Here is a 25,103-nt window from a genome sequence, read left to right as displayed (position 1 = left end):
GCTAAGCCGCCTGACGGCTTGAATCATCTCGTTCCCAGACAGTCCCCGCGCCAGTGGCGGCCGGTTTTTTGCTACCGCGGGCCACAGCAACCATTCCTGCATAAACCAAGGCATCCCAGGCAGAGACTGGCCCTGAAATGGATCTCGCTAATTGGCCGAGCGTTGACCGTGTGGTGGACGATGCTTGGTCTTGGCGCAATAGTTCTTGCTGTCCCCGGTAGTTCCTGCGCAGTATTGCCAGCAGCGATCCGACGGTGCGCGGGGTTTTGACCTGCACAGGAATTGTGGGGAGCACGGTCTTTTCCTGAGCCGTGAACTGCTGATCAATAAATAGATCATCGGCGACTACTGAGGGGAACTGCGTGAAGCGTGCTCGTCCGCTACGGCTTAGGCCATATGCGCCGGCGCCCCATAAGGCATCGTTGGTGCCTGGTAACCGGCGCCGTGCCCGGTAGAAGGCCATCACGATGCCAGAAGCTCCTGCGGTGTCATAGGTGAAGGCCGGTCTTGCCGAAAGCACTTCGGGTTCGCTGAGGTGTTCAAAGACCATTCTCAAGGCTGAAGCAGTGATGATGATGTCAGCGTCCAAATATAGTCTTGGATATCCTTTGGCTATATTTTCTGCTGCGTTTAATGCTGCCACCTTTGACGGTGTAGATATCTCAATGACTTGTACCCCGGAAAAGCTCCGGGCAATCTGAGCGGTGTCATCGGTGCACCCGTTGCAGGAGACAATGACTTGGATCAGTCCTTGCTCGGCAAGCGGTTGCAGAGGTTCCAAGGTCTGGGCAATGACAGCCGTCTCGTTGTGTGCGGGGATAATCACCGTACCGAAAGGGAAACCATCGTGCGGTTGGGTTCCGCCGGTAGCTGCGAGCAGACTTGACCATGAGCGCTCAGTGGCAACTGCGCGCAGCACGCCACCGCGTTGCGGCTTCCAGGAACGCAAGACTTCGTGTCCTATGACGGCGTTCTGGAACATCGTGGCGGTGCGCACAGGCTGCTGCTTACGCGCATACCTGATGCGGTTCACCGCCATCAGGGTTTCCAGCTGCACCGAGGCACCGGATCCACCCATTTGATGGGTCATGGACGATTCTGGTTCATACCAGATCCGCGCTCCAGCCTGCCGGGCGCGCTTGAAGTAGTCGGTTTCTTCCGAGTAAAGGAAGAACTGCTCATCCCAGGGGCCGAGTTCTTTGGCCAACGTTGAATCGATGAGCAGCGCCGCTCCGGTGGCCCAATCAATTTGATGCGGATGGGCGTAGCTTTCCAGATTGTATTCAATTTCAGAACCCCATCCCGGTCTCCTCGAGACGCGCTCGCCGAAGAGGGCGTCACCAGTCGCGCGGAGCACCGTTGGTTCACGGCGCAAGGAGGTATAGGTGGTTCCGTCTTCTTCCAGCAGGCGTGGGACAACAATTCCTGCCTGAGAGAGCCACATTCTGTTGAGCAGCCGTTGGATAGATCCGGGACTGACATATAGATCTGGATTGAGGATCAGCACCGCTTCGCAGTCGCCGGTATATGGCCTCGCGGCGTTAATACCGCCGGCATAACCAAGATTGGACCCGGTAGGAATCACGATGACGTCATCGTGCTTTTCCAGCTGTTTAACTGTGCTGTCCACGGAGCCGTTATCTGCAATGACTATCCGCAGCCGTAGCCCCGAAGCCTCAACACGTAAGGAGGAAATCAGCTGTTCAACTGAGTCGGCGTTGTTGTAGGTGACTGCGATGACCGAAACATCCACCGGAGCTTTCACCGCAACAAATTTTCCCTCACCTGGCGGCTGCAATCTCGGGAATCTGCGGGCAGGTTTTTGCCGAAGCGGACTTGCCTGTGTACTTGAGATGAGCTTGCTTTGTCGTTGCAGCGTCAGCAATCCCGGAGGGTCATCCACCAGGTAGCGCTGTGCCAGCCGGCGGGGTTCAAGACTAAGTCTCCACGCCCATTCAAGCCCGCTGGTAGCCAGCCATTGCGGTGCACGTTGTACGGTTCCGGCCAGGAAATCTACCACCGCGCCAAAAGCTAACAGCACGCTGGCTCCGGTCAACGACCCGTAAGATGCCATCCACAATTCTTGGCGGGGCTTGCCAAGCCCGACTACGAGAATGTCGGTGTTACTTTCACGAATGGCCGCCACTAATTGCATCGAGAGGGATTCGTTTTCAATCTCATTGCGTTCCGGTGCCCAGAATCCAGAGACGTGCAGGTTGGGTCGTTGCTCGGCTAGCTGTGCGGCGAGTTGGGCCTGGATTTTTGGCTGGCCACCGAGGAATCCCACACGCAGTCCATGAACTTCGGCATCATCCAGGATCGGGCCAATCAGATCGCTTCCAGCGAGCCTTGGCCAAAGTTTTCCCGTCAATTGTTTGGTGCGCATGACTAATGGAGCCCCATCGATGAGGTTCAGCCACAACATAGGCGGTGCATCGAACGGCGAGGGTGCTTCTGGCACATAGCGCAGCGGCCTGCTGGGATGCAATGAATCACCCAACACCCCTTGCCAGCGGCTTCCATGGCCGAATTGCACCAGATGGTCCAGATTTGCTGAAACTACCGATAATGCTGACAATTCGGCGTCCGGTAAGTGCTTTGCCTGGCGTGCGTGGCCAATGATTTTGGCGACGGCGTCTGTTTGGGTGAGTAGATCCACCACTATTCCGGCCAGATCCACGCGTTGATTTGTGGCGGTCATGATTTTCCTTGAAAGAAGTGTAAGCACCACCAAGCCCGGTCAAAGAGACCGCGGGCTTCGGAATGGTGGAAAGTGCGGGAGATACCAGTGGCCGGTTAAACCGGAACAGTGAATTCGGAGCCGAGGTGGTCATAGCGTTCACCGGTGGCAGGGCACTGCCAGGAGCCATCCGTGAATTCCAGCCGGTGTCCAGCCGTGCCTACCCAGCCAATCTGCCGTGCTGGCACGCCAACTACCAGTGCATGGGCCGGAACATCACGGTTGACTACCGCGCCGGCGGCCACCATGGCCCAAGCTCCGATATGCACCGGTGCAATGCACACGGCACGCGCTCCGATGGAGGCACCCTGGCCTATGGTGACTGCAACTGCCTCCCAATCCTCATTTCCTTTGCGGGTTCCATCAGGATTGATGGCGCGTGGAAAGAGGTCATTGGTCAGTACTGCGGCAGGGCCAATGAAGACTCCATCCGCCAGTGATGCCGGCTCATAGACCAGCGCATAATTTTGCACCTTGCAGTTATCACCCAACACAACACCGGGACCAATGTAAACGCCTCGTCCGATGTTGCAGTTTTCACCGAGAACAGCTTCCTCGCGGATCTGTGCCAGGTGCCAGACACTGCTCTCTTTGCCAATGGTCGCCAACGGCGACACATCGGCGCTTTGCTCGATGTGAGTCATGAATTTCCCCCAAAAATTCGGTTCCTAATGAACCGGTGAGCCTACGGACCCCAATGCCGTATGCCTCGTCTTCTGAGCATAGTTCTGTATTCAGGAAGAAAAATTGATCAGCGCAGAAGGGGAGTGCAACTAACTGTTTCTCCGAACCATGCCAAGTAAATATCGAGTATGTCTCGGAGCCTATTGCGCTTATATCTTTACTGGGCGAGGTATAGCCTAGTGAGCAGGTTATCTCGTGATCCTGGGGGAGCACGGTAGCTAATGGGGGAAATATGAAAAGCAAGATTCTTGTGGCTATAGTGCTGGGCGCAGCCGCGATATTGCTGGTCGTCGCGCTCGCCCTGGATTTCGGCGGGTCAACTCCCACGGCTGGCTTGTCAGCGGACACCGCACAAAGCCCCGTGACCGCTTCTCCCTCGGCTTCAGCAGCTCCGTCCGCTCATTCCTCTGCAAGTCCGTCCGCAAAAGGCAAAGACTCTGAGCCGAAGAAGCAAAAAACTGAAGAGAACAAGCCAGGCGAACCCACAGCTGAAGCTACCCGCCCAAGTTGGGATCCGAAACCTAGCGCTTCGCCGACAAGGTTAGAAGTACCCGAACAACCCAAAGCTTCGCAATTTAAGCTCCCGGATACACCGGAACGTCAACCTGTATTGAAGAAGGCACCAAAAACTGGTATGTCCACCGGCAAGCTGACCAAAGAATTTCCAAAAGACGCCGTACCGGTACCCAAAGCGACGACAATCGTCCAGTCCTCGGTAGAGAAGCAAGAAAAAATGGTCTTTGCCGGAGTTGAAGGTCGCAGCAACTCGAGTGTTGAAGAGGTTCTTTCCTTCTATTCTGAGCACTTTGAGCAGCAGCAGTGGCTGACCACTCAAAGTGAACCGGCCACCGGGGTCACCCAGTTGATGGGGTCCTTTGGAGCGGACTCGACGACGGTGACGATTCGTCAGCTACCTACCGGGGCAACATCAATCGTTGCTGCCGGAGTATTTGAAATCCAGGAGTAGCGAGTGTATCTGAGCCTCTCGGACTGGACATCGCGTAAAGCTTCCGGTGCCGACCGTGCAAAAACCGTGGCGTTCAAAGCCTCTCCTACGGTTATTGCTCTGGGAATAGTCAGTATGCTGACCGATATTTCCTCAGAATCCGTGGCCGCAGTTCTGCCGCTTTATATTACCGGCGCACTGGGTCTGTCCATGGTTGCCTATGGATTTTTTGAGGGAATGAACCAGTCCATCAGCTCGGTGGTGCGCATTGCAGCAGGATATGCCGCTGATCGCAGCAACAAGCCCAAACCGATTGCCGTCGCAGGGTATGGGTTGTCCATGGCCGCTCGTGTTGGGTTGTTGTTTGCCACTGGGTTCGGCGGAATCCTTGCGGTCATTGGACTAGACCGCATTGGCAAGGGGATCCGTACCGCACCGCGTGATGCAATGATTCAGCAAGCTTCGCAACCCGAGCATTTAGCCCGGTCCTTCGGGGTGCACCGGCTGTTAGATACCGTGGGTGCTACTCTCGGCCCGCTCCTGGCATTCGTAGTACTCATGCTGGTGCCGGGGGACTACCGGATGGTCTTTGTGGTGTCGTTGGCCGCCGCAGTATTAGGTTTAGCAGTCTTGGCGCTGCTGGTGCCTAACCGGAAACTCGTCCAGGATGAATTTGCTGAAGACCGCGGTGAAGAAAGCTCCAGAAGTGCTCCGCGGCCGAAGTTCCGCGAGTTGGTGCGCGGGCCGTTGGGAAAGGTGCTGTTGGCCGCCGGTTTCCTTGGATTGCTGACCATCGGTGATGGTTTCGTTTATCTGGCATTGATGGAGCATGGGCAGCTGGACGCAATGTGGTTCCCGCTCCTTTTCGTGGGAGCCAACCTGTTCTTCCTCAGTTTTGCTGTTCCTTTGGGAAGAATTGCAGATAAGACATCCCGTGCAGGGGTCTTTGTCCTTGGGCATCTAGCACTTGCCTTGGCATATGTTTGTGCCGGGGCCGGCGGTTCTTTGCTCTTCCTCATTTGTGCACTAGCTCTTCTGGGTACCTTTTATGCAGCTACGGATGGTGTTTTGGCGGCGCTTGCAGGCCAATTGGCACCCCATGGAGCAACGTCAACAGCCATCGGGGCTGCCCAGACTGTGGTAGCTGTAGCGAGGCTATTTGCCTCTACGGGATTCGGGGTCTTGTGGATTTTTCTTGGCAGCACCAACGCAATGCTGATCGCCGCAGCATTGTTGCTTCTGCTGGTGCCTGTGGCCTGGCGGCTATTGCTTTCCAAACGCAAGGAACCTGAAAGTACACTGACTTCATGACTAAGCAGGTGGCCGGAATCTCGGCTCAAACCAGGTGGCTCATCCTGGCAATCATTGCAGTACTAGCACTTGGCTCTGTAACGGTCTACGCGGTGCAAGCCTTTGGACGGTATCAAGCACGGACTACCGGGGCATCCGCCGCACAGATCACCGATAAATTGCATGACGGTAATCGAATAGTCTTTCGCAACACTGCCATGGGCCAAGGCTATGGGCAGATTGCCTCGGTAGCTATCGCAGAGCCGCAAGGACCCCGGGAACTATCTCAGACGGTCTGCGACAGGGTCGATGCGACGACCGAATATATTTCCTGTATGCGCACTCAGCGCGGAATCCCGACAACCTTTGAAACACGGATCCTCGATGCGCAAGCAAATACAGTCGTTGAGTGGCCCTTGCCCGGAGTTCCCAGCCGAACGCGAATCTCCGAAGGAGGGCTGGTAGCAACCACCGCATTTGTCACCGGGCATTCCTATGCCACGGACAGTTTTTCTACGGAGACTGTCATCAAGTCCGTGCAGGGGCTGGACTTCGGGAACCTTGAGGATTATTCGATCTTCATTGACGGCCAAGAATTGACAGCCGTAGACCGCAATGTCTGGGGCGTAACTTTTGACTCGGAAAACAAGTTCTACGCCACCGTGGCGTCAGCAGGCAAGACGTGGATGGTTGAGGGAAACTTGGCGGAGCGCCGAATGAACTCCGTGATCCAGAATGCTGAGTGCCCATCTGTTGCGCCGGATCATTCCAAGGTGGCTTATAAAAAGCGCCGGGCCCAGAGCGGGCTGGCGCATTGGGATATTGCCGTGCTGGATCTCAAGACGCAGAAGGAGATCATCCTCCCGCTGGATCAAGGATTTGATGATCAACTGGAATGGCTGGATTCACAGACGCTGCTCTTCGGCATGCCGCGCACCGGAAGTGCGGGCGACAGTGACGTCTACAGTGTCAAGACCACCGCCAACGCCCAACCGCAGATATTTATCAAGGATGCGTGGTCACCCTCGGTAGTGCGTACCACTGGCTGAGCGCACAACATTTTGACCACCAGGGCTCACGGAGCTATCCGGTGGTATCGGCTCGGTGATCAGGGCGTAGGTGCCACCATGGGCGGCTCTTCACTTGCCTTCTCCGTGTCCAGCGGTGGACGACTGGCAGATGATTCAGTAGGACTCGCCACCGGTTCTGCAGCGGCAGTGCCACTAGCGGGTGCCTGAGAAGTTTCCGTGGCGCCGGGATCAGCCGTGCTGGCCGATTGAACTGGCGGACTTGATTCGGGTGTTAGGCCCGCCGTTGGGACAGCTTCTGAAACTTCATAGAGCACGTCCACAAAGTAATTGCTGCTGTTCCATGAACTGCCGGGCTGAGTGCTGTTCCCGTAGCGGAAGACGCCATTTGAACCTTCCAGCCGAAGTTCACCATTGGATTTTCCACCCGTGAATTGCGCAGGAGTATGCACATATCCACCATTTGGTGCATGGTAGGAAACGGTGAACTCCATGCCTTCAGGGACTTCTACGGCGGTGCTCAGATAGGCGGTATGCCATCCTTGTTCACTGGTTGATGCAAAGCTGGCGGTAGCTAACCGAGCACCAGAGGAATCCCAAACGGTACCGGTGTGAGAACCAATCCCTCCAGGTCCTTGGTAGTAGCGAAGGGCATGGAGGCGTACATCTGTTTCCGCCACCATGCGCATGCCCAATTCAACAGCTGCGGTATCGCCTGGATCCAGCACAGTTGGCGTTTCATTCAGCCCGAGGAAGGAGACCGTGGGTGTATCAATACCCACGGTAGAGAACGTCCATGGAGCAAGAACTTCCTGAGTGCTTCCCACACCCAGGAGGTTGACGGTATCCACGGTGATCACGCTAGCTTCGGGAAGCGGGTCTGATGAGCTGAACGTCAGCGTTTTATTCCCGTTGGAGATGGTGGTGGTGCCATCAACCGCTGAGCCGCCAGCACTCACCGCGATTGCCGCCTCCACACTGACCGCTTGATTGAAGTTCAGGGTGATAACACTGTCTACCGGGACGTCGCTTGCTCCGGCACTCGGCGACCTGTCGGTGAGGTCCACTGGTTCTGCCGCTGGTTTGAACCTCACGTCCACAAGGTAACTGGTGGAAACCATGGAAGCCGGGAAGCCTTGGTTGTAACCATAGTGGCCAGCGGACCCGGTGGTCTTCAAAGGCCCGGCCTGTAGTGCGTTGCCCAGCAGACCTGGGGAGGCCGGGTAGACGCCGTTGCTTCGATACGCTGCAACATACTCATTATTGGGATCAATGGGTACCGGCGCATCAAATGCAGCATACTGCCACCCGGACACTGGAACATCTGGGAAGACTAGCTCGGCAATAACCTCACCAGTGGTGGAATAGAGCCATCCGTTGTGCGCCCCGGTTTCGCCGACGCTACGGAAGAACTCCATTCCGAGGATTTCTCCTGCAGTGTCCGCAGAGAACCGAGTGCCCAGAGTTACCGGCACTCCATCATGTATTGCTGCCACAGTTGGGGTATCGGTATTGCCAAATAAACCGCAGGGGCAGGCCGAAGGATCATCAGGTGCCAATGGTGCGGTACGGAAGGACCACGGTGCGACTTCGAATTCCGGTGAGCCAGGGGAGCTGATATTAGCTGGCGTCACGGTAATGACCGCGTCTGCTGGCATTGGCTCGGCAGCGGTGAATGTCAGGGTAGTGCCCTCGCTGCTGATTGCGGTAGTGCCGGCAATGGTGGTGTCACCGGTAGCTACCGAAAGTGTTGCTGAATTGTCGATTTGCTGGTTGAAGCTCACGGAAATTTCAGCAGTGGTCCCGACCCCTGACGACTGGGCGGCCGGCACAAGGCCAGTCACCTGAAGCGGTTGCACCGGTTCGGTAGCAGTTGCGGTGGGGCCGGTAGGAGTAGCCGACTCGGTAGGCTCTGCAGATCCTCCTGGCGTGCTCACCGTATAGGCCAAGTCAACGAAGTAGTTACTGCTATTCCACGAACTGGCAGGGACACTACCTGAACTATAAGTGAAGAGCCCATTAGAACCAGTCAGTGAGAGCTCAGCGTTTGATTTTCCGTTAGCGAAGTCTGCGGAGGTAAAGACGTAGCCTCCTGACGGGGCCTGATAGGAAATGGTGAATTCACTGCCTTGGGCCATGGTGACTGGACTGTCCAAATAGGCAGTTTGCCATCCTTGCTGTGTCGTTTGTGCAAACGTCGCGGTAGCGACTTTAGTTCCAGTGGAGTCCCAGATGGAACCTGAATGCTCACCGTGTCCGGAAGGGCCCTGGTAGTAGCGCAGCGCGTGTACTTGAATATCTTTTTGCGCACTGAATTTCAGTCCGAGTTCCACCGGTGCGTTATCGGAAGGATCCAATTGGGCCGGTTGCTGGTCTTCGAGGAAGGTGGTTAAGGCTGGGCCTTGGCCCGCAGTCCTAAACGTCCACGAAGGCAGTGAAGCTTCACCAGTTTCTGCACCGACGATACCCGTGGGCTTAACGCTCACCACGGTGGCTTCGGGCAGTGCCGCATCCGGGGTGAAGGTCAGTGTATTACCGGACGCAGCGAGAACTGAGGTACCTGAAATAGTTCCTTGGGAAGTACTGACTTCCAAGGCGCCGCCGGGTTCCAGAGATTCGCTGAACGTTGCGGAGATTTCCGTATCCACCGCCACGTCATTTGCGCCCTTGGCAGGTGTTTGCCCGGTGATGCTGACAGGACTGCCCTGAGCCGTGAAACTGACATCAACGAGGTAACTTGCTGAGACCATGGATCCAGGGAATTCTTCCGCGTAGCTGTAATGCCCGGCATTGTTCGTGGTACGCAGTGGTCCAGACTGCATGGGTTGGGCAAACCCGCCGGGGGTCACTGGATACATGCCATTACTTCGGTAGGCAGCAACATATTCGGTATTGGCTTGGATACTGACCGGCGCATCAAAAGCGGCATACTGCCAACCGGTGGCCGAGTCATCAGAAAATTGCACCTGGGCAATGGTGCTGCCATTAGAAGAATAGAGCCAACCAGTATGTGCTCCAGTTTCACCGGGGGAGCGGTAGAACTTCAACCCATTGAGCACGCCGTCAGTATCCGCGGAGAACCTGGTACCTAGAGTAACCGGCTTCCCGTCATTGACTACAGGCTGTGCGGGGATATCTTGGTCGTTGTACAGGCCGCACGGACAAGCCGCTGGATCTGTCGGTACCGGCAGTACGGTATTAAAGGTCCACATATTGCCACGATCCACCGAATTACCGGTCAAGTCCGTGGCGCTCAGGGTGACCGTGTAGCTGCCTGCTTCAGCTAATGGTGCCTCCGGTTGGAAGGTGGCCCGCCGTGTGCTCTGGTTGTAGCTGGTGGTGCCGGAAACGTTCTGTCCGGAAGAATCCTGCACCTTGATGCTGACAGAAGATGGATCACTTTGTTTGGAAAGTGTGGCACCTATAGACGCAGTCACCGGGACGCTGTTGGCTGTCGGGGTAGGCGACTGACTATAGGCACTGAGCGCTATGGATGCGCCAGTTTCAAAGACTGCGTCCACGTAATAGTTGCTACGGTCCCACGCAGTACTAGGGAACCCCGCAGAGCTACTGTAGAGACCCGCTGAGGGTGTGCCGTAACCGCCGGCAACCTTCACCGGCGACCAGTCAACACCACGGTAGGCGAAATCTTGGACTGCTACGGAGTAGTGTCCGGTGGGTGCGTAGTAAGAGACAACAAATTCATCACCGGCGTGCGCCTCTACCGGTTCACTGAATAACGCGGTTTGCCAGCCTGTGCTGCTTTCGTTGCTAAAAGTGGTTGTCGCCAACTCGGTGCCGTTCAGGCTCCACAGCGTACCGGTATGGGTGCCGGTGTTTGCTGAACTTTTGTAGTACCTGACACCGGTGACATAGCCCTCGGACGCAGCAGTAAACCGCAGCCCCAGCTCCACCGAGGAACCGTCTCCCGAATCCTTGATCTTAGGCTCTTGCTGGCCGAAGGCGCCATAGGGGCCTTTCACTTCAAAAGTTACGGGGGTTGCCTCTGCCGGGTAGTTAGCAGAATCGTCAACCGCACGGACGAGCAGATCATTTTCACCGCTCCCGAGCTGGACCGTGTTGATTGACCATTGTGTGGTGCCTTGGGCCAGCTGCCAGGAAAGTCCGGAGTCAAAGGAATACTCAACCGCAGCGACCTGTCCCTGCACGTCACTGGCCGTGCCTTCCACGTTGACCATCTCTCCGAAGGCAACCGCGCTCGCCGGTGCCGAGGTTACCTGAACCGAGGGAGCCAGCAGATCCTTGGGAGCGTCCGGAAATTCAAGGTTGCTCATCAGCGTTGCAGGCAGGGCATCCATGTCCGCCAGCAGATTCACCTGAGCTTGTTGCATCCGCGGATCTTCTGGCGCGCCATCACCGTCGTGCCATTGATCAAGTCCCCAGGTCCATTGAATTGAACCGGCCGAAAAGACCGAAGCTCCGCTTGCTGCCTTATACAGGGTGGTGTGGTGCGTGGTGGACCCCGGTGCTACTTGATTGCCGAAGTCCTGCAAGTATTCTGGAATGTTCCCGGTGGTAGTGGACAGGTGTATGAGCCCTGGTGGTCTGAAACCATTGGGCAAGTCTTCATTTGATTCATAACCCACGGTATGCGGTGCAAGTTCGGTTTTGCTGCCCGCCGTTTGGCTGTCCAGAGAGGTATCACGCCAAAGGCGCATTTTTCCTTCTTGCGAGTTCACCGTCACCGGAAGATCTCCACTGTTGACCACGTAGGCGGTTCCGGTTAACCCATTTTCGGGAAGACCTCCGCCTTGTTCTTCAGATGCGAAGCGCGGATCGCGCCAGGTACCTGTCCATTGGGAAGAAGGATCGATCTTGGAATTGGACCAGGTTTCTTTGTAACTGACTAATGTCCGGTAATCATTTCCGCCGGTAGTCGAGGGCTCATACCGGGTACGCCAGTACACCTCGTTACCAGATAGGAATTGCAAGTTCACGCCTGCGTCCCGGGCGGCTTCTACATTGCTGCGTTGCGCGCCGGACCAGTATTCGTCATGGCCCACGGAAAGGAAGACATTATGGTTGGTAAGCAGGTCTCCGTGCCTGTCGGTATCAACGCCGGAGAAATAGCTGACGTCGTATCCATTTCGTTCCAGAAAACGCACCATCGGGTATTCGGCCCCAAAATAGAAATCTCGGGCTTCAATGCCATCACGCGTCGCGAATGGCCTGTTGTAGCTGATCTTAAAAGCGCGGCCGTTATCTGCTCCGGAATAGAAATCTGAACCACCATAGAGGTTATATGCGTGCCATGTGGGGTCCGAAGTTTGGAAGAGCACCTGGGAGGTGCTGGATTCATTGCGCACGATAAAGGTGATGTGGCTAGAATCCCCGGTGTCGGTGCGGGTGAGTTTTGCCAGGTACACGCCCGATACTGCATCGCTTGGAACTTCCCAGGTTGCCGAGATACCCCATGTGCCGCAGTCGGTCAGTTCGGTGGCTATATCCGTCAAGCATTCGGGCTGGATCTGCGGAAGCTGGGCGCTGGGTGAAATAGAGGTGATTTTCCGTGCGCCGAGGCCTTGATACCAGCCGGTACGGTAAATATCGATGGAGTATGCGGAAGCATCAGTATCAATCTTAAAGTCGATTGGATCTCCGACATTCACACTGATATCAGCGGCAAAGCCTTGGATTGAGTCATCCCCGGCTCCGTCGATATCCCATTCGGTCCACGGTGAACCAGGTTTAGAATTTTCGCAGACAATGGCATTGTCCTCGGGACCGCACTGTTCGGCTGCGCGCGCTGGCGCTACCATCAACAGGGAGAGCAGTAGCCCGGTAAGGGCAGTCAGTGCTATCCAAAAACGCGAATTTTTCGCAGCGTGGCGTTCTCTGGTTTCACTGATTTCAAATTGCGCCACGTTCATTGCATCCCCCAAGGAAGCTCCCACTATGGGGAGAAGTTTTTGAGTATGAACTTAGCTAGGACATACCCGTATCCAGAATATGTAGCTCCACGTGCGGAAGACAGGAAATTCGTGGAAAACGAGAGAATCTCGGGTGTAACTTTCAAGGTTTGGAAGTTGACGTCGAGACCTAGGAGCGGATCAATTGGGACCTTGGGACGTGCACTACGTGAACGCCTAAGACATTACTTCTATCGCGCTTTACCTACGGGGTATCTATCTAGTACGTAGTCGGCAATGGCCATCGCCGAGGTGGCGGCTGGCGATGGGGCATTACGCAGCACAGTCACTGGGCCAACTTGGTCCACAGCAAAATCGTCAAGCAGTGAACCATCCTTGCTCCACGCTTGAGCACGTACTCCGGCTTTGCCTTTTTTGACGAGATCAGCCGATTGGAGTTCTGGAAGGTAGGCCTTGGATTGCTTCAGGTACAAGGGTTTGATCAACGAGGCACCGATTTCCGTGGCACCGGTCTTCCAGTATTTTTTGACTAAAGATGATGCACCTGGCCAGCGCAGTGACTCCATCGTGTCTTTGAATGAAAAAGTTTTCCAGTCATAGCCTTCCCGCGCCAACGCCGGCACGGCGTTAGGTCCAACATGGACCTCGTCATACACGCCGCGCGTGAAGTGCACACCAAGGAAGGGGAACCGTGGGTCCGGGACCGGATAGATCATTCCATTGACCATTGCTGAGGAACTCTTGCTCATCACCCAGTATTCTCCCCGGAAGGGAAGGATTTTAGGGGAGGGATCTGCGCCGACCATTCGTGCGATCACATCTGACTGCAAACCAGCACAGACGATGAGCTGATCAAAGCGGTGAGTGTTTTCAGTGGTGGAAACTAGACAGGCTTGGTCAGAAACCTTGACGGCGGTAACTTCGGAGTTCAGCAAGATCTGCCCGCCAGCTGCTTGGACTTCACCCGCCATGCTGCGCGTAATGGCGCCATAATCCACCGAGGCGGTTTGCGGAGAATGCAGGGCGGCAATTCCTGCGACGTGCGGTTCGATTTGCACCAGCTCATCGCGACTTAGCCGCGCCAATCCCGGTACTTGGTTCGCTATCGCACGTTGCTCCATGTCGGCAAGGCGTCCAAGCTGGCCGTCTCCCAAAGCGACAACTAGTTTTCCCAACTCGCGGTAGGGCAGAGCATGTTCCTGGCAGTATTCGCGGGTCAGTGCTTTGCCTCGTGCACACAGCTGGGCCTTGAGCGAGCCAGGCTGGTAATACAACCCCGCGTGGACTACCCCGGAGTTACGGCCAGTTTGGTGGCTCGCAAGTGTTGCTTCTTTTTCAAGCACAGTTATGCGGTGTTCACCTTTAAATGCCAACGCGCGGGCAAGAGCGATCCCCAAGATCCCTCCGCCAATGATTCCAATGTGTGTTTCCATTTGTCCCCAAGTTTCGGATTCACCACAAATCGCGGTGAAAGCGTTTCAATCCTCAGCTGATCGTATAACCACTTCCGTGACACGTCCACGAATGAAGAGGTGTCTCAATGGCTCTGGGCTTTCCCGATGAGTCAGGCTGTCTAATTCTTGAATAAGAGACTTGGACGCCCAGATGCAGTGAGAACTATCCGCAGCAGACGATGTTTTGCAGCTCACATTATCAGGAAGGAAGATTATTCTACGGCGCAAGTGAAAGTTTTCACAAAGTCGTCAAGAAGCAGCGTAACATGCGTCAATTCAAGGGATTCTGAGCCTTCACGGCGATAGGGTAGAACATGTTGGCGATCATCAACGATCACTAATATGCAAGCATCAGCCCAAGAAATCGCAAAGGTGCCACACCCGTGTCTGACAACAAGCCAATCGTACTTCTGGCCGAACAACTATCCCCAGCAACTGTCGCTGCGCTCGGTCCCGACTTTGAAATTCGTCAGACAGACGGAGCCGACCGCTCCCAGCTGCTCGAAGCAATCGCAGACGTAGACGCCATTCTGGTTCGCTCCGCAACCCAGGTAGATGCCGAGGCCATCGCCGCGGCCAAGAACCTGAAGGTGATCGCCCGTGCCGGCGTAGGCCTGGATAACGTTGATATCAAGTCCGCCACTCAGGCCGGCGTCATGGTGGTCAATGCTCCCACCTCAAACATCATCTCGGCAGCAGAACTGACCGTGGGCCACATCGTCTCCCTGGCCCGACGCATCCCGGCAGCCAACGCCTCGCTTAAGAGCGGAGCGTGGAAGCGCAGCTCATTCACCGGCATTGAACTGTTCGAGAAGAAAGCCGGCATCATCGGCTTGGGGCGCATCGGTGCCTTGGTTGCCGCACGCCTGCAGGGCTTCGGCATGGACGTCATTGCCTATGACCCATATGTCACCCCAGCGCGTGCCTCCCAGCTGGGCGTCACCTTGGTGACCTTAGATGAACTGTTGGCGCAGGCTGACTTCGTCACCATCCACATGCCAAAGACTCCAGAGACTCTGGGCATGCTGGGCAAGGAAGCCTTCGGCAAGATGAAGAAGAGCGCCTACGTGATCAACGTGGCCCGTGGTGGCCTAGTAGATCAGGACGCGCTGTACGAAGCACTGAAGAATGAAGAGATCGCCGGTGCCGGCATTGACGTCTTCGTTACGGAGCCAAGCACCGACCTGCCATTCTTCGAATTCGAGAACGTCACCGTCACCCCGCACCTGGGCGCTTCCACCGATGAAGCACAGGAAAAAGCTGGCGTATCCGTAGCCAAGTCGGTCCGCCTCGCATTGGCTGGCGAACTCGTGCCGGACGCCGTCAACGTGGCCGGTGGCGTCATTGACGAGAACGTCCGCCCTGGCATCCCGCTGATCGAGAAGCTCGGCCGTATCTTCAACGCTCTGACTTCCGGCTCGCTGACCAGCATCGACGTAGTCGTTGCCGGCGAGATTGCTTCCCTGGATGTGAAAGCTCTTGAGCTCTCCGCCCTGAAGGGCGTCTTCATGGACGTTGTCTCGGACCAAGTGTCCTACGTCAATGCTCCGGTACTGGCCGAGCAGCGCGGAGTGGCCACCCGATTGGTCACCACCGCAGACTCGCCTGAGTACCGCAACCAGCTGACCATCAAGGGTGCCACCAACGAAGGTACCCAGCTTGCTGTTGCCGGTACCTTGACCGGTCCAAAGCAGATCGAAAAGCTCGTCGGGATCAACGGCCACGAGATTGAAATCCCCATCACGGATCACATGATCATTGTTCGCTACGCCGACCGTCCAGGTGTGGTCGGCTCGCTGGGCAACGTGCTGGGGGAACAAGGCATCAACATTGCAGGAATGCAGGTTGCGCGTGATGAGTCGCGTGCCGAAGCCGTTGCCGTGATCAACATTGACTCGTCGCTTCCTACGGGTGTATTAGATGTGGTTGGCGCAGCTATCGGTGCGAGCGTTGCGCGGGAGATCAACTTGGCTGACTAAAAATTACCGCATCAACATATGGGTTGAAACGACAGGTCTGATTCTTCCCTTCGCCAACCGTTTACAGGTCGTCTGCAGTCATGATTTGTACCGCCTCGACCTGAACCCTCGGCGTGAGTAGTCCGACCAAAAGTGACTGTAAATAAACAATTGAGCTTCAAAATTTCGTTACTGATTTATCAGTCCACTATTGGGAGCAGTTCCTTTATCAGTCCAACATTCGAGCAGCAGTTCAGCCTTCCTCTCGTTGCCTCGCTATGACGCTAAGCTAGAGTTGTACTCGTCTTGGATCAATCATCGCAGTTGAATCATACCGATGAGCGAGTTCTGCTGATCGTTGTCGAACCAAAGATTTATTGAAGGGGTTGGGAAGCAATTTAGACCAGATTATTTTTGGGTCTTGACTTGAGGCAGTCGTTGACATTCGTCTCCTCTGCTGGTGCTGCCATACATAACAGCACCAGCAGAGGGGTTGGCTCATTGGAACACTGTCCCGAAATCTCCTGACTGATCTTTACCACCGGAGAAACACTGACTGTCCACTCCGCTCCACCTAAACAATGCAGCCAGCCAGAGATCAAGCTCAAGTCTGAAAGTGTCATCCATATAAACGAAAGCGACTTTAGGCTCACTGACTTGCTCCCTTATTCAAACCGAACCGTTTTGGACTGAGTAGTCGCAAATGCTACAACTTGGCTGACAGCGCCGGTAATCGTTCTAATTGAGCGCCAAAGGTTTAATCATGAAGCTGATTCACAGTGTTTTGGCGTACTTTATTTATATACGGTTATGCAATATTTAATGACTGTAAATGCATTGGAATTGTAACCTAAAGCAACCCAACAAAGTTACTCGAATCTAACCTCGAGTGTGAATAGTATGTGCCCAAAACCGTCGCGGACTTCGGTTGTGACAATGTCGCCATTTTGGGGAGTATTTTCTCGGTACATGGGCCAATCCATGCGTGCAATCCAATCAGATTGAGTTAGAAGTTCTCCGGCGCGTACTAGTGAAAATCTGTAAGTAATTCTATGTTGACCTACAACGAATAAATCGCTTGATATTGCAGCGCTATTTTTAAATAATTTTAATTCAAGATTTTCAGAGATGAAATCTATGAATTTCCTACAGTCTAAAGGCCTGGATTTGTAAGATTTAACTGGGAATAGCTCGCCTGAATCCAGGAGCGCGACCGTATTTAAAAGCCTCTCACCGGGTGAGTTGTAAATTGCTCTGATGAGTTTGACGAGTACAGTCGTTTCAGGCGCAGCATGGCCTTCACCAAGTTCGGTGAACCAAGCTATTCTGGAACCGCTGCCGTCAGAGAAAATTCCTGGGCTGCACTGTTTCATATCCAATGCCTCAACCAGTGGGGTCGTATGAGGTATAATGTGCCAATCATTATAGTTTTGCAGCACTAAAATTCTTTCGATAGAACTGCCATTGCTCAATACTGACGAAAGATCGAGAGACCTTCCTGTAGCATCGGCAATTTTGCGGGAAGCGCCTGATACATCGTATTCTTCTTCGGAGGGAACTAGCTCAGGATATGCTGAGTTGAAATAATTCCTAACGTGTTTGGGGTTATATTTGTCTATAGCGGATTGTGGGTTCCAAACCAAAACGGAAATCGGTCGTTTGATCGCATGAGCAATGTTGAGTGCTGCGAATCCACCTCCTGATCCACCCATCATCCAAACATCCCGGTCATCAGAATCCGTCAGCGCATCGATCGTTTTGCTGACAAGTTGTGGGACATCTAGCTGGCTGGATCCCGCGTACCAACTAAGTGAGCACTGGCTGTCAGATTCAACTATTGGGTCGGAAAAACTAATCAGTGGGCCGCTTGCGACGGCTGGCTGAACTCCTCTTCCGGCGAAAAAAGGAGGTGACATACTGTTTCTTTTGGACAGGTCCCCGTGAAACATTACGGTAATAATCTCATTTTGAATGGGAGGGACTAGGTTTCCCTGAATAAGGAAATGGATGTCTCCATGAGATGCCGCAACCTTATAAACCCCATCGCGCAGTTCGCGAAGAGGAGGGACATTATTGGTAGAGTCGAAAATCTTAATCAGTCCACCGAATCGACTGTAATCTGCATTATTCATTTCCTAAGCTCCTACTTATTAATTTTATTATTCTATATTCCAAACAGCTTGCGTTTTGAAAAACAAAGTTTCCTTGATCTTTTGGTGTGGGGGCACCTACGTTCTAGAGTAACGCTGAATTGCAAGGAGGATAGTATTTTCTAATCCTTAGTATTGTTTCATGACAGTATGGCGTACCGGGTAATTTCCGACTCGAACAAGGTCATTTGTTTTTTGAACGAGCTGATTCTTCATGCACTCCTACCCTTGATTCCACTCTATAAGTTCTTTAATCCACCTAGAATGTGGCATTGTCTACTTCTTCGATGGGAATCATTGATTATTTGACTCTTTGAGACCACCAATATTGCGTTTCAGAGCCACCTACGAAAAACTGCATTATTGCCGTTCAGAGCCATCGAATATTCTCCTTCAGAGCCACCCTGTATAAACTCCTTCCACCACGCAAGAGTCTGCGTGGTGGAAGGAGCCATTTTGAACGGTACGAAAAATCAAAGCGAAGCGAATACTCCAACTTCGCGCCGAAGACATGTCAGGACGCACCATCGCGCAGCTAGGAAGAACTTAAAGACCTGAACGAAGAAGACGCCTACCAAATCTTGTTCCCAGGGCGCAGCGAGCATGAAAGCGTGTTTGTGCAGCCGGACTGGTCCAAAATTCATAAGGAACTGGCGAAAGTCGGCACCAATCTAAAACTCTTGCACGCTGAATACGCCGCTATGGCCAAGGCCAGCGGTGCAGCGTTTATGGGATACGACCGGTTCTGCAAGTCCTACCAACGCCACGTCCTCGAACACGGGGCCACCTCAAGAGTGGAACATAAAGCCGGCGTCAGCGTTGAAGTGGACTGGTCCGGCCCGACCTTGTCCTTACACGACCCCGTCACCGGCCAACGATCCACCGTGTACTTGTTCGTCGCATGCCTGCCGTTCAGCCGGTACGCGTTCGTGGAGCCCAAGGACAAGAGCAGCGTGGAAAACACTGTAGGTCACGTTGCCACGTGGGTATCGCGTCACTGCGCCATGAAAGATTCACCGGTCTCGATGCTTTGAGAGCTGCTGTTTACCGTCAGATGGCCGCCTACAACGCCCAACCGTTCCAGAAACGTGCAGGTTCACGTCAGAGTGTTTTCCGCGAGGAAGAGCATCCCTTACTGCGTCCGCTACCAGTGGTTCCGTACGAGATCAGCACGTGGGTCCAGGCACGTAAAGTAGCGAAAAACTGTTACGTGACGTGGAAGAAGAACTTCTACTCCGTCCCGCTGAAGCATGTAGGTGCCACGGTGGACCTGCGGATCACGTCCAAGACTCTAGAAGTCTATTTGCAGTCACAGAGGCTGAGTAGTCATCTGCTGTTTGATGCGGCCACGGTGAATCAATACCGGACCAATGATGCTGATATCCCGCCCGAACGTAAATACCGGTCTTGGGACGAGAATCGACTTCGCGGGTGGGCTCATCGGATCGGGCCGAACACGGTGGAAATGATCGATAAAATCTTCGTTTCCGTGCCGGTGGCCGAGCAAGGAATCAACCCTGCCCTGGCAGTGCTGCGTTTGTCCTCGAAATACGGGGCACCTCGGCTGGAGAACGCCTGCTTCGTGGGGTTGGCGTCACGGATCCGTTCCCCGCGGTACGGGCACCTGCACCCGATTCTGCAGAACCGGCAGGACGAACATTGGAAAGAAGCTACCCTCCCACCAGCGGATAACAGCACCGGGTATGTGCGTGGCAGCGACTACTATTCAAGGACCACCCGATGAATCTGAACACCGAAACTACACGCAAACTACGAGAAATGGCCGCCAGTGATCTGCTTGCGGCTTTTGAAGCTCAAGACGACGTAGTGAGCATGTCGTTGAGCGTTGAAGATCGTATCGAGTTGGCCGTGGATCAAGCCCATGGCCTGTTCTTGAATACGAAATCCAATGGGCTGATCCGTCGGGCTAAGCTACGATATCCGAATGCTGACCTGAGGAAAGTGGATCGGGTCGAAGAGCGCGGCCTGAACCAGTCAATGCTGGTTCAGCTGGCGACCTGTCACTTCATTGATCTGAACAGGAACCTGGTCTTTCAAGGCTTCACCGGGTCCGGCAAGTCCTACCTAGCGTGCGCGGTGGCGAAGCAGGCTTGTGTTCATCGGTACCGTACCGGATACGTGCGGATCCCGGATCTGGAAGAAGAATGGCAGCAAGCCGTCGACAAGCCGATGGGTCAGCACAAACTGTTGCGTAAGTATGCCAACTACAGTGTTTTGGCTCTGGACGAATGGTTGCTGGATCCACCAACCGGAGAGTTCTTGAGATTCATCTTCGAGCTCATGGAGCGAAGGTATGACGCCGGATCGACTATTTTCTGCACGCAGTACAAGCAGTCGGACTGGCATGCTCGGCTGGGTGCTGGTGCGTTGGCTGACGCGATTATGGACCGCATTGTTCACAACACGATCTGGGTAGAGACCGGTGGGTTCAACATGCGTGAGGCGTACTCCAGCTCGAAGTAGTAGGAACGGGTCGCCGCTACGGTAAAAAGTGGGTTCAGAGCCGCCGGCTCACCGGCAGGGGAGACCGGTGGCCCTGAACCGCAATAATGGGTGGCTCTGATTCGGAATATTGGTGGCTCTCATCGGGTCAAATATTCAAATCGTTTCCAGATGTGTTCAGGGTGTTCCTGCCCGCCATTTCCAACGAAGTTAATAGCCGACATCAATACATGTCAAGGGACATTCAGCCCAAATGAGCGTCAGCCAAAGCAAGGAAATAAATCACAGAATGACGATGATGATCGTTCTAATCTCATAAAGCAGTCCATGAGATCAATAGCTTGCGCAAACGAACCAAACCATTCATGAAACGGTCGGCGAATTTTCAACGTCTTGTGCCATGACTCTGCATTCGGTTTTATCCATGAATGCTTTCATCCATGAGCGTGTACTCCGGACATCCGATACAGCCAACAACCAGCTACTGGCTTCGGCTCAAGTGATGTCCGAGGATTCGCATGGAAATCTGAACATCGTCAATCTCTTGGCTGATGATTCTGTGCGTTAACCCGCCAGATTCCCAGATGTGTACTTTAGAAACAATGATAAAGCGTGAATAAATTTCCATTATTCAGCACGCGTCGCGATACACGCCGTTCTCAGGGCATTCGATCCTAGTGCATAACCAATGGAGCAGCTCGTCTTGAGGTGAAACCAATCGGCCCAGGAACCATTCTAGGTGGGTGCCTTGCGTCCTGCCGGGTCGGTGCCGACCTCGCTTTGTTCGTTCTGCACATCCATGGTGGCCCCAATCCACTGAAGTGACAGGATCCGCTTCTTGCGTATTCTGGTTTCATTCCTCGCCATTCTTCGCGCTTCAATTGCGCAAAAGTAGGGGTCAGTACTGAGAACTTCCAGTAGGGCGCCATAATCCGGCCAAGGACTCCGCACGTGTGCCAGCGACGGGCTGGTCTGTGCGAACAACGCGCCGTTCTAATTGCTGTTCGGTTTAATCTGCCGGGTTATATCTAGATCAAATCCGGTGAGCTTACAACAGTAGCTTCGATTTCATATGTGACTTGGATGCTGCTTAGCATGTGTGGCATTGATGGGCAGCATCCGCAATGATGAACGCGTCTTTATCTTTTTCTCCGAACTAAAAAATTCACGGAAGCGTGCCTGTATTTGTAGGTTTTACGTGGCGTTTTCAGATGAAATGTTTGTTCTTACCGCAGCCTGGGGGAAAATTGGCATGCCCAGCTGGGTTGTGGCGCGGCGGGCGGTGATTTGGTGCAGCTCAGCGAGCTTGGCTCGCGCGCCGGCGAGGCTGACTTTCAGGCCCTCGGCTTCACTGAGCCATCTGTGAGTTTCGGCCTTTTTGATTCGCTCAATAAGATTGTCGCGGATTTGAACCAGCCTCGGCCTGGCCTCAGGATCGGGGAGTAGTAGTGGGCATCGGATATACCTGTGCTCGTGGATGAAAGGAGGCTTGTAAGAGCGTCCGCAGTCACCAACGGAAACCTTGCAGTTCACGAAATGTCCGATTAACTCGTCCCATTCCTCGTTGGTGGGTGTTGGATATTCCTGGACGGGACGCAACGCCCGGCGACGAGCAATGAATTCATGGTGCACCTTGTTAACGTCCTCAGGATAGACGGAGTTGCATCCCCATGGTCGTGTTGATGTCGCGGTGACCGGCGACCAGCTGAGCGATGTACGGGGCATGCCGTGCATAATCGCATCGGTAATGAAGAACTGACGGAAGTCATGGAAAGTGTAGCGTAGCGGTTCACCTCCACCATCGTTGACCCCGGTCTCCGCCAGGGCGTAGTCAAGATAGTGTCGCAGTGCGGTTTCCGAGATCACCCGATTTTCCGGGCGCCGATGCCACTGAAACAACAACAGCAAGGGCGCGTTGAACACGCGCTCGTTCTTGTCATACGACACGACTCGTGGAACGTCAGGTTTCCCGGCACAGATTCGGGACACGATCTGGGAGAGTGTATCGGCCGAATCCGGCGAGATTACCAGCAACCGCTCTGCATCGGTCTTGGACGGAGCCATCAGCTGAGCAACCGTTGAAGATTTCAGGGTCAAATAATTCGCGCCAGCCAGCGGTGGCCTCAGCCCCGCTGGCTTCCCAGCCTTGCTGCCATGTTGCGCCGGGAAAAGTTGAGAGTAAGCCCAGCACGGCCAGCACGCTGCTCTCTAGTTGCCGATGGCTTCGGGGCGTTGCAAGCCGGAAAGGAGCGGCGAAGAACCGTTCAATTACCGCCACGCGATCCAAACAAGTCAAAGACTATGCGAGCTCGGGACCCCGGCAGGGAATGCTGATTTCAGCTGTGACCCTGGAGGCGAGACTATCCGGCCCGCAGCGGACTCCTTCGCCGACAGAGGGCTGATCAATGTGGTGCCTGTCGGTTGTTCGTCCCCACTAATGATGATTCCAACCCGAAGAGTATTTCAATGCTCTCCGAACGACAATCCGGGGCGAGCATAGGGCTTGGGTCCCGCAGTAGTTGTCTGGTATGGAAAGCGAGAACGTCCGCGATAACTTCCTCGGTGACCGGATTTAGGTACTGTTGAGTTGTCGACAAGAATGCGTGGACAAGGACCCACAGCACGTCGGTGAGCGGCATCTTGGGGTCTCGTGCCATTCTGTATGCCGCCGTATGTCGCACGTCACGCAGAGTCCAATATGTTCTCAGTGAGCTATTCGCCCGGTCGAACATTGCCCTCGCAGCGTCGTAGGTCAAGGCTCTGAACGGTCGACGCAACGTCCACCGCAATGGTTGATCCCGACCTGACGGCACCAGCTCCTGAATTTGTGCCTGGTAAAGGCGTAACCAAACAAAAGCATCAGGGGAAGCAGGCAATGGTTGTAGCGCGCCGCTGCCTTGAGGACTACGGTGATCAATTGCTGGCCGGAGTCTGAATCGGCAACCGAAGCAACTTGCAGCTCTGAAGCGCGTGCCCCGGTTGAGACCCAGAATGCCACCAGCGCCCTGTCCCCGTGGGATCCCAGTGCCGCAAATAATTGGTTGAATTGCTGGTCGGGTATTGCTTTGGGTGCTATGGTGACGACTTTGGGACAATAACGGCCACGGTCTCTGGGGGCTGAATGTCTCCGATGAATTGTGTGGCGCGCGGGCAATGACCTTTGCACTGGATCGTGCCAGTGGGAAGGATTTGAGTATCGGCCCGGTCCCGGCCTCTACATGGAAGTTGTAGAAAATGCGCAGCACGCTTTCGCAATGCGCTTCCGTGACGGCAGCGCATTGGCGACCTTGTGGGGCAGAGTCTAGAATGGCATGTCCATCTTTTGTCCCGGGTTCGGTTTAGGCTTCGAGTCGTCATGTGCCGGGTACCGGAAATCGGGTCGGGCCGGTTTGCTCACCGTTTGTAACGAGCGGCAGAAGTCACGTCCTTCGACCTGGGTAGTTTGGTCCCATTCCACGTCGAGCGCGGACAAGAAACGGAACTATCGCAGTAGATCCATGCCGTATGAACGCAAAGTCGTGGCCGATCGGCCACGGGCGAGCAACTCCGCAAAATAGGCAGCCGCCGGAGCCATGATCGCTCCGAAATCATTAGTTAGACGGAAGGGCTTGAATGGTTCCCCTGTCGTAATCAACATCCCGGACCGGGGCACCTTCAGTATGGCCAGATCCTGAGGGATGTTCTCTTCGTTGTCCATGGGAACAGAACTTAGTCGATGATCGCCGGCTCTGACCAGAGATATCCAAAATGGATCTCGGTAGTTCGGTTAGCACTTCGGTTTTCGCCGGGCCTGAGCAAATATCTGCACTGCGCCACACTTGAATACCGGGGTTTTGCGCTAAAGCAACGGCTAAAGCCTTGGACAGAACGAATTCGCTGGTCGGTTGACGTCATCACGTGCCAGAGGTGGCAACACGTATTTGAAGGCGCCTTTGTGAACCGTGACTTTGGCTACAATCAAAAAGGGAGATATGTTCCTCACAGCTATGTATCGTCGGCTTTAATCTCTTCTTGATGCGAGTCGAGCGTTGGTAGAGATTGAACACATATTAATTGAGGATTCCTAGTATTTGCAGGTCGAGAGCGAGGTTTCAAAGAGCTTAGGACAGATTTTATGGCATATGTAATGAGTCGTCGGCCAAAAATCAGACTCGTCAAAAAACTTGAAGGTCTTAGAAATGACGTTTGATGGGTAGCGTCTGCGGTCAAGTCAAGACGGTCTGATGCCGCCTATTTTCTATGGTCAGCAGAGTTGATAGGCAATGATCTTTTCACCAAAATAGTACGCTACGGATCGAAACGATGGTCGTTATGGACCGCGCATGGCGTAGTCGCGAACTCCGTAACGGTTGCTCTATTATCGTTACCGTAGTAGGCCAGTTGTTTCGGGGCGATATTTTTGGACTACTTGGCAATCTCACACAGAAGCTTTTTCTCGGGGGGGGTGTCCCTATGTTTTTCGTCAAGGCTTTGGAGGGATTTTCTTCAAAGTTTTTTGG

16 protein-coding genes and 1 pseudogene are annotated in these 25,103 nt (G+C 54.3%); 8 read left to right on the top strand and 9 right to left on the bottom strand.

What is annotated here, in order from left to right; genetic code table 11:
* Position 1: 1 nt before the first annotated feature.
* Both IEX04_RS15815 and IEX04_RS15810 read right to left on the bottom strand, forming a co-directional pair.
* Positions 2 to 2,701 carry a WecB/TagA/CpsF family glycosyltransferase gene (locus IEX04_RS15815; RefSeq protein WP_188687091.1) on the bottom strand — a complete coding sequence of 900 codons (2,700 nt, stop codon included), beginning with the start codon at positions 2,699 to 2,701 and terminating at the stop codon, positions 2 to 4.
* A 95-nt stretch (positions 2,702 to 2,796) separates the two neighbouring features.
* Positions 2,797 to 3,384: an acyltransferase gene (locus tag IEX04_RS15810; protein WP_188687089.1), complete on the bottom strand. Its 588-nt coding sequence runs from the start codon at positions 3,382 to 3,384 to the stop codon at positions 2,797 to 2,799.
* Positions 3,385 to 3,656: 272 nt separating this feature from the next.
* Here IEX04_RS15810 and IEX04_RS15805 point away from each other — a divergent pair, with 272 nt between their 5' ends.
* The 3 genes from IEX04_RS15805 to IEX04_RS15795 are packed head-to-tail and all read left to right on the top strand — an operon-like array spanning position 3,657 to position 6,709.
* Positions 3,657 to 4,391: a hypothetical protein gene (locus IEX04_RS15805; protein ID WP_188687087.1), complete on the top strand. Its 735-nt coding sequence runs from the start codon at positions 3,657 to 3,659 to the stop codon at positions 4,389 to 4,391.
* Positions 4,392 to 4,394: 3 nt separating this feature from the next.
* Positions 4,395 to 5,681: an MFS transporter gene (locus IEX04_RS15800; protein WP_229677194.1), complete on the top strand. Its 1,287-nt coding sequence runs from the start codon at positions 4,395 to 4,397 to the stop codon at positions 5,679 to 5,681.
* A complete protein-coding gene (locus IEX04_RS15795; RefSeq protein ID WP_188687085.1) occupies positions 5,678 to 6,709 on the top strand; it encodes a hypothetical protein in 1,032 nt (343 codons plus the stop codon). The genes IEX04_RS15800 and IEX04_RS15795 overlap by 4 nt, the downstream gene beginning before the upstream one ends.
* Before the next feature lie 59 nt (positions 6,710 to 6,768).
* Here IEX04_RS15795 and IEX04_RS15790 read toward each other — a convergent pair whose 3' ends face one another.
* Positions 6,769 to 12,573: a DUF4082 domain-containing protein gene (locus tag IEX04_RS15790; protein WP_188687083.1), complete on the bottom strand. Its 5,805-nt coding sequence runs from the start codon at positions 12,571 to 12,573 to the stop codon at positions 6,769 to 6,771.
* Between the two features lie 236 nt (positions 12,574 to 12,809).
* Positions 12,810 to 14,012 (bottom strand): L-2-hydroxyglutarate dehydrogenase, encoded by a 1,203-nt coding sequence (lhgD, locus tag IEX04_RS15785; RefSeq protein WP_188687081.1) that lies wholly within the window; start codon positions 14,010 to 14,012, stop codon positions 12,810 to 12,812.
* Positions 14,013 to 14,416: 404 nt separating this feature from the next.
* Between lhgD and serA the strand changes: the two genes are divergently transcribed.
* Positions 14,417 to 16,012 (top strand): phosphoglycerate dehydrogenase, encoded by a 1,596-nt coding sequence (gene serA / locus IEX04_RS15780; RefSeq protein ID WP_188687078.1) that lies wholly within the window; start codon positions 14,417 to 14,419, stop codon positions 16,010 to 16,012.
* Between the two features lie 848 nt (positions 16,013 to 16,860).
* On the opposite strand, the gene IEX04_RS15775 is transcribed toward serA, so the two are convergent.
* Positions 16,861 to 18,123 (bottom strand): hypothetical protein, encoded by a 1,263-nt coding sequence (locus IEX04_RS15775; RefSeq protein WP_188687076.1) that lies wholly within the window; start codon positions 18,121 to 18,123, stop codon positions 16,861 to 16,863.
* Between the two features lie 529 nt (positions 18,124 to 18,652).
* Between IEX04_RS15775 and IEX04_RS15770 the strand changes: the two are divergent.
* The 3 genes and pseudogenes from IEX04_RS15770 (at position 18,653) to IEX04_RS15760 (ending at position 21,172) form a co-directional block, all read left to right on the top strand.
* A pseudogene (locus IEX04_RS15770) lies at positions 18,653 to 19,885 on the top strand (Mu transposase domain-containing protein).
* On the top strand, positions 19,882 to 20,625 hold the full coding sequence (locus tag IEX04_RS15765) for an ATP-binding protein (protein WP_188687073.1): 744 nt from the start codon (positions 19,882 to 19,884) through the stop codon (positions 20,623 to 20,625). The pseudogene IEX04_RS15770 and the gene IEX04_RS15765 overlap by 4 nt, the downstream one beginning before the upstream one ends.
* Positions 20,626 to 21,028: 403 nt before the next feature.
* Positions 21,029 to 21,172, top strand: coding sequence for a hypothetical protein (locus IEX04_RS15760; protein WP_188687071.1), 144 nt, complete (start codon positions 21,029 to 21,031; stop codon positions 21,170 to 21,172).
* Between the two features lie 167 nt (positions 21,173 to 21,339).
* Here the strand turns inward: IEX04_RS15760 and IEX04_RS19035 are convergent, their stop codons facing one another.
* The 4 genes from IEX04_RS19035 to IEX04_RS18890 all read right to left on the bottom strand — a co-directional run bounded on the left by IEX04_RS19035 (position 21,340) and on the right by IEX04_RS18890 (position 24,301).
* Positions 21,340 to 21,471, bottom strand: a complete 132-nt coding sequence (locus tag IEX04_RS19035; RefSeq protein ID WP_268236925.1) for a hypothetical protein — start codon at positions 21,469 to 21,471, stop codon at positions 21,340 to 21,342.
* Between the two features lie 327 nt (positions 21,472 to 21,798).
* Positions 21,799 to 22,668, bottom strand: coding sequence for a site-specific integrase (locus IEX04_RS15755; protein ID WP_229677193.1), 870 nt, complete (start codon positions 22,666 to 22,668; stop codon positions 21,799 to 21,801).
* 338 nt (positions 22,669 to 23,006) lie between these two features.
* Positions 23,007 to 23,261, bottom strand: coding sequence for a hypothetical protein (locus IEX04_RS18895; RefSeq protein ID WP_229677192.1), 255 nt, complete (start codon positions 23,259 to 23,261; stop codon positions 23,007 to 23,009).
* Positions 23,262 to 24,085: 824 nt separating this feature from the next.
* Entirely contained in the window at positions 24,086 to 24,301 is a 216-nt protein-coding gene (locus IEX04_RS18890) for a hypothetical protein (protein WP_229677191.1), read from the bottom strand.
* 614 nt (positions 24,302 to 24,915) lie between these two features.
* On the opposite strand from IEX04_RS18890, the gene IEX04_RS18885 reads away from it, so the two are divergent.
* The coding region (locus IEX04_RS18885; RefSeq protein ID WP_229677190.1) for a hypothetical protein at positions 24,916 to 25,103 on the top strand (188 nt) is incomplete at its 3' end.

Source organism: Glutamicibacter ardleyensis (assembly GCF_014644555.1).
Classification (GTDB): domain Bacteria; phylum Actinomycetota; class Actinomycetes; order Actinomycetales; family Micrococcaceae; genus Glutamicibacter; species Glutamicibacter bergerei.
Note: the sequence above shows the minus strand (reverse complement) of the source record. Positions and strands in the feature narration are given on the sequence as shown.

Coding starts and splice junctions, on each gene's coding strand:
- IEX04_RS15815 (WP_188687091.1), bottom strand. CDS start 2,701: ATGACCGCCACAAATCAACGCGTGGATCTGGCCGGAATAGTGGTGGAT.
- IEX04_RS15810 (WP_188687089.1), bottom strand. CDS start 3,384: ATGACTCACATCGAGCAAAGCGCCGATGTGTCGCCGTTGGCGACCATT.
- IEX04_RS15805 (WP_188687087.1), top strand. CDS start 3,657: ATGAAAAGCAAGATTCTTGTGGCTATAGTGCTGGGCGCAGCCGCGATA.
- IEX04_RS15795 (WP_188687085.1), top strand. CDS start 5,678: ATGACTAAGCAGGTGGCCGGAATCTCGGCTCAAACCAGGTGGCTCATC.
- lhgD (WP_188687081.1), bottom strand. CDS start 14,012: ATGGAAACACACATTGGAATCATTGGCGGAGGGATCTTGGGGATCGCT.
- IEX04_RS15775 (WP_188687076.1), bottom strand. CDS start 18,123: ATGAATAATGCAGATTACAGTCGATTCGGTGGACTGATTAAGATTTTC.
- IEX04_RS15765 (WP_188687073.1), top strand. CDS start 19,882: ATGAATCTGAACACCGAAACTACACGCAAACTACGAGAAATGGCCGCC.
- IEX04_RS15760 (WP_188687071.1), top strand. CDS start 21,029: ATGAATGCTTTCATCCATGAGCGTGTACTCCGGACATCCGATACAGCC.
- IEX04_RS19035 (WP_268236925.1), bottom strand. CDS start 21,471: ATGGCGAGGAATGAAACCAGAATACGCAAGAAGCGGATCCTGTCACTT.
- IEX04_RS15755 (WP_229677193.1), bottom strand. CDS start 22,668: ATGGCTCCGTCCAAGACCGATGCAGAGCGGTTGCTGGTAATCTCGCCG.
- IEX04_RS18895 (WP_229677192.1), bottom strand. CDS start 23,261: ATGGCACGAGACCCCAAGATGCCGCTCACCGACGTGCTGTGGGTCCTT.
- IEX04_RS18890 (WP_229677191.1), bottom strand. CDS start 24,301: ATGGACAACGAAGAGAACATCCCTCAGGATCTGGCCATACTGAAGGTG.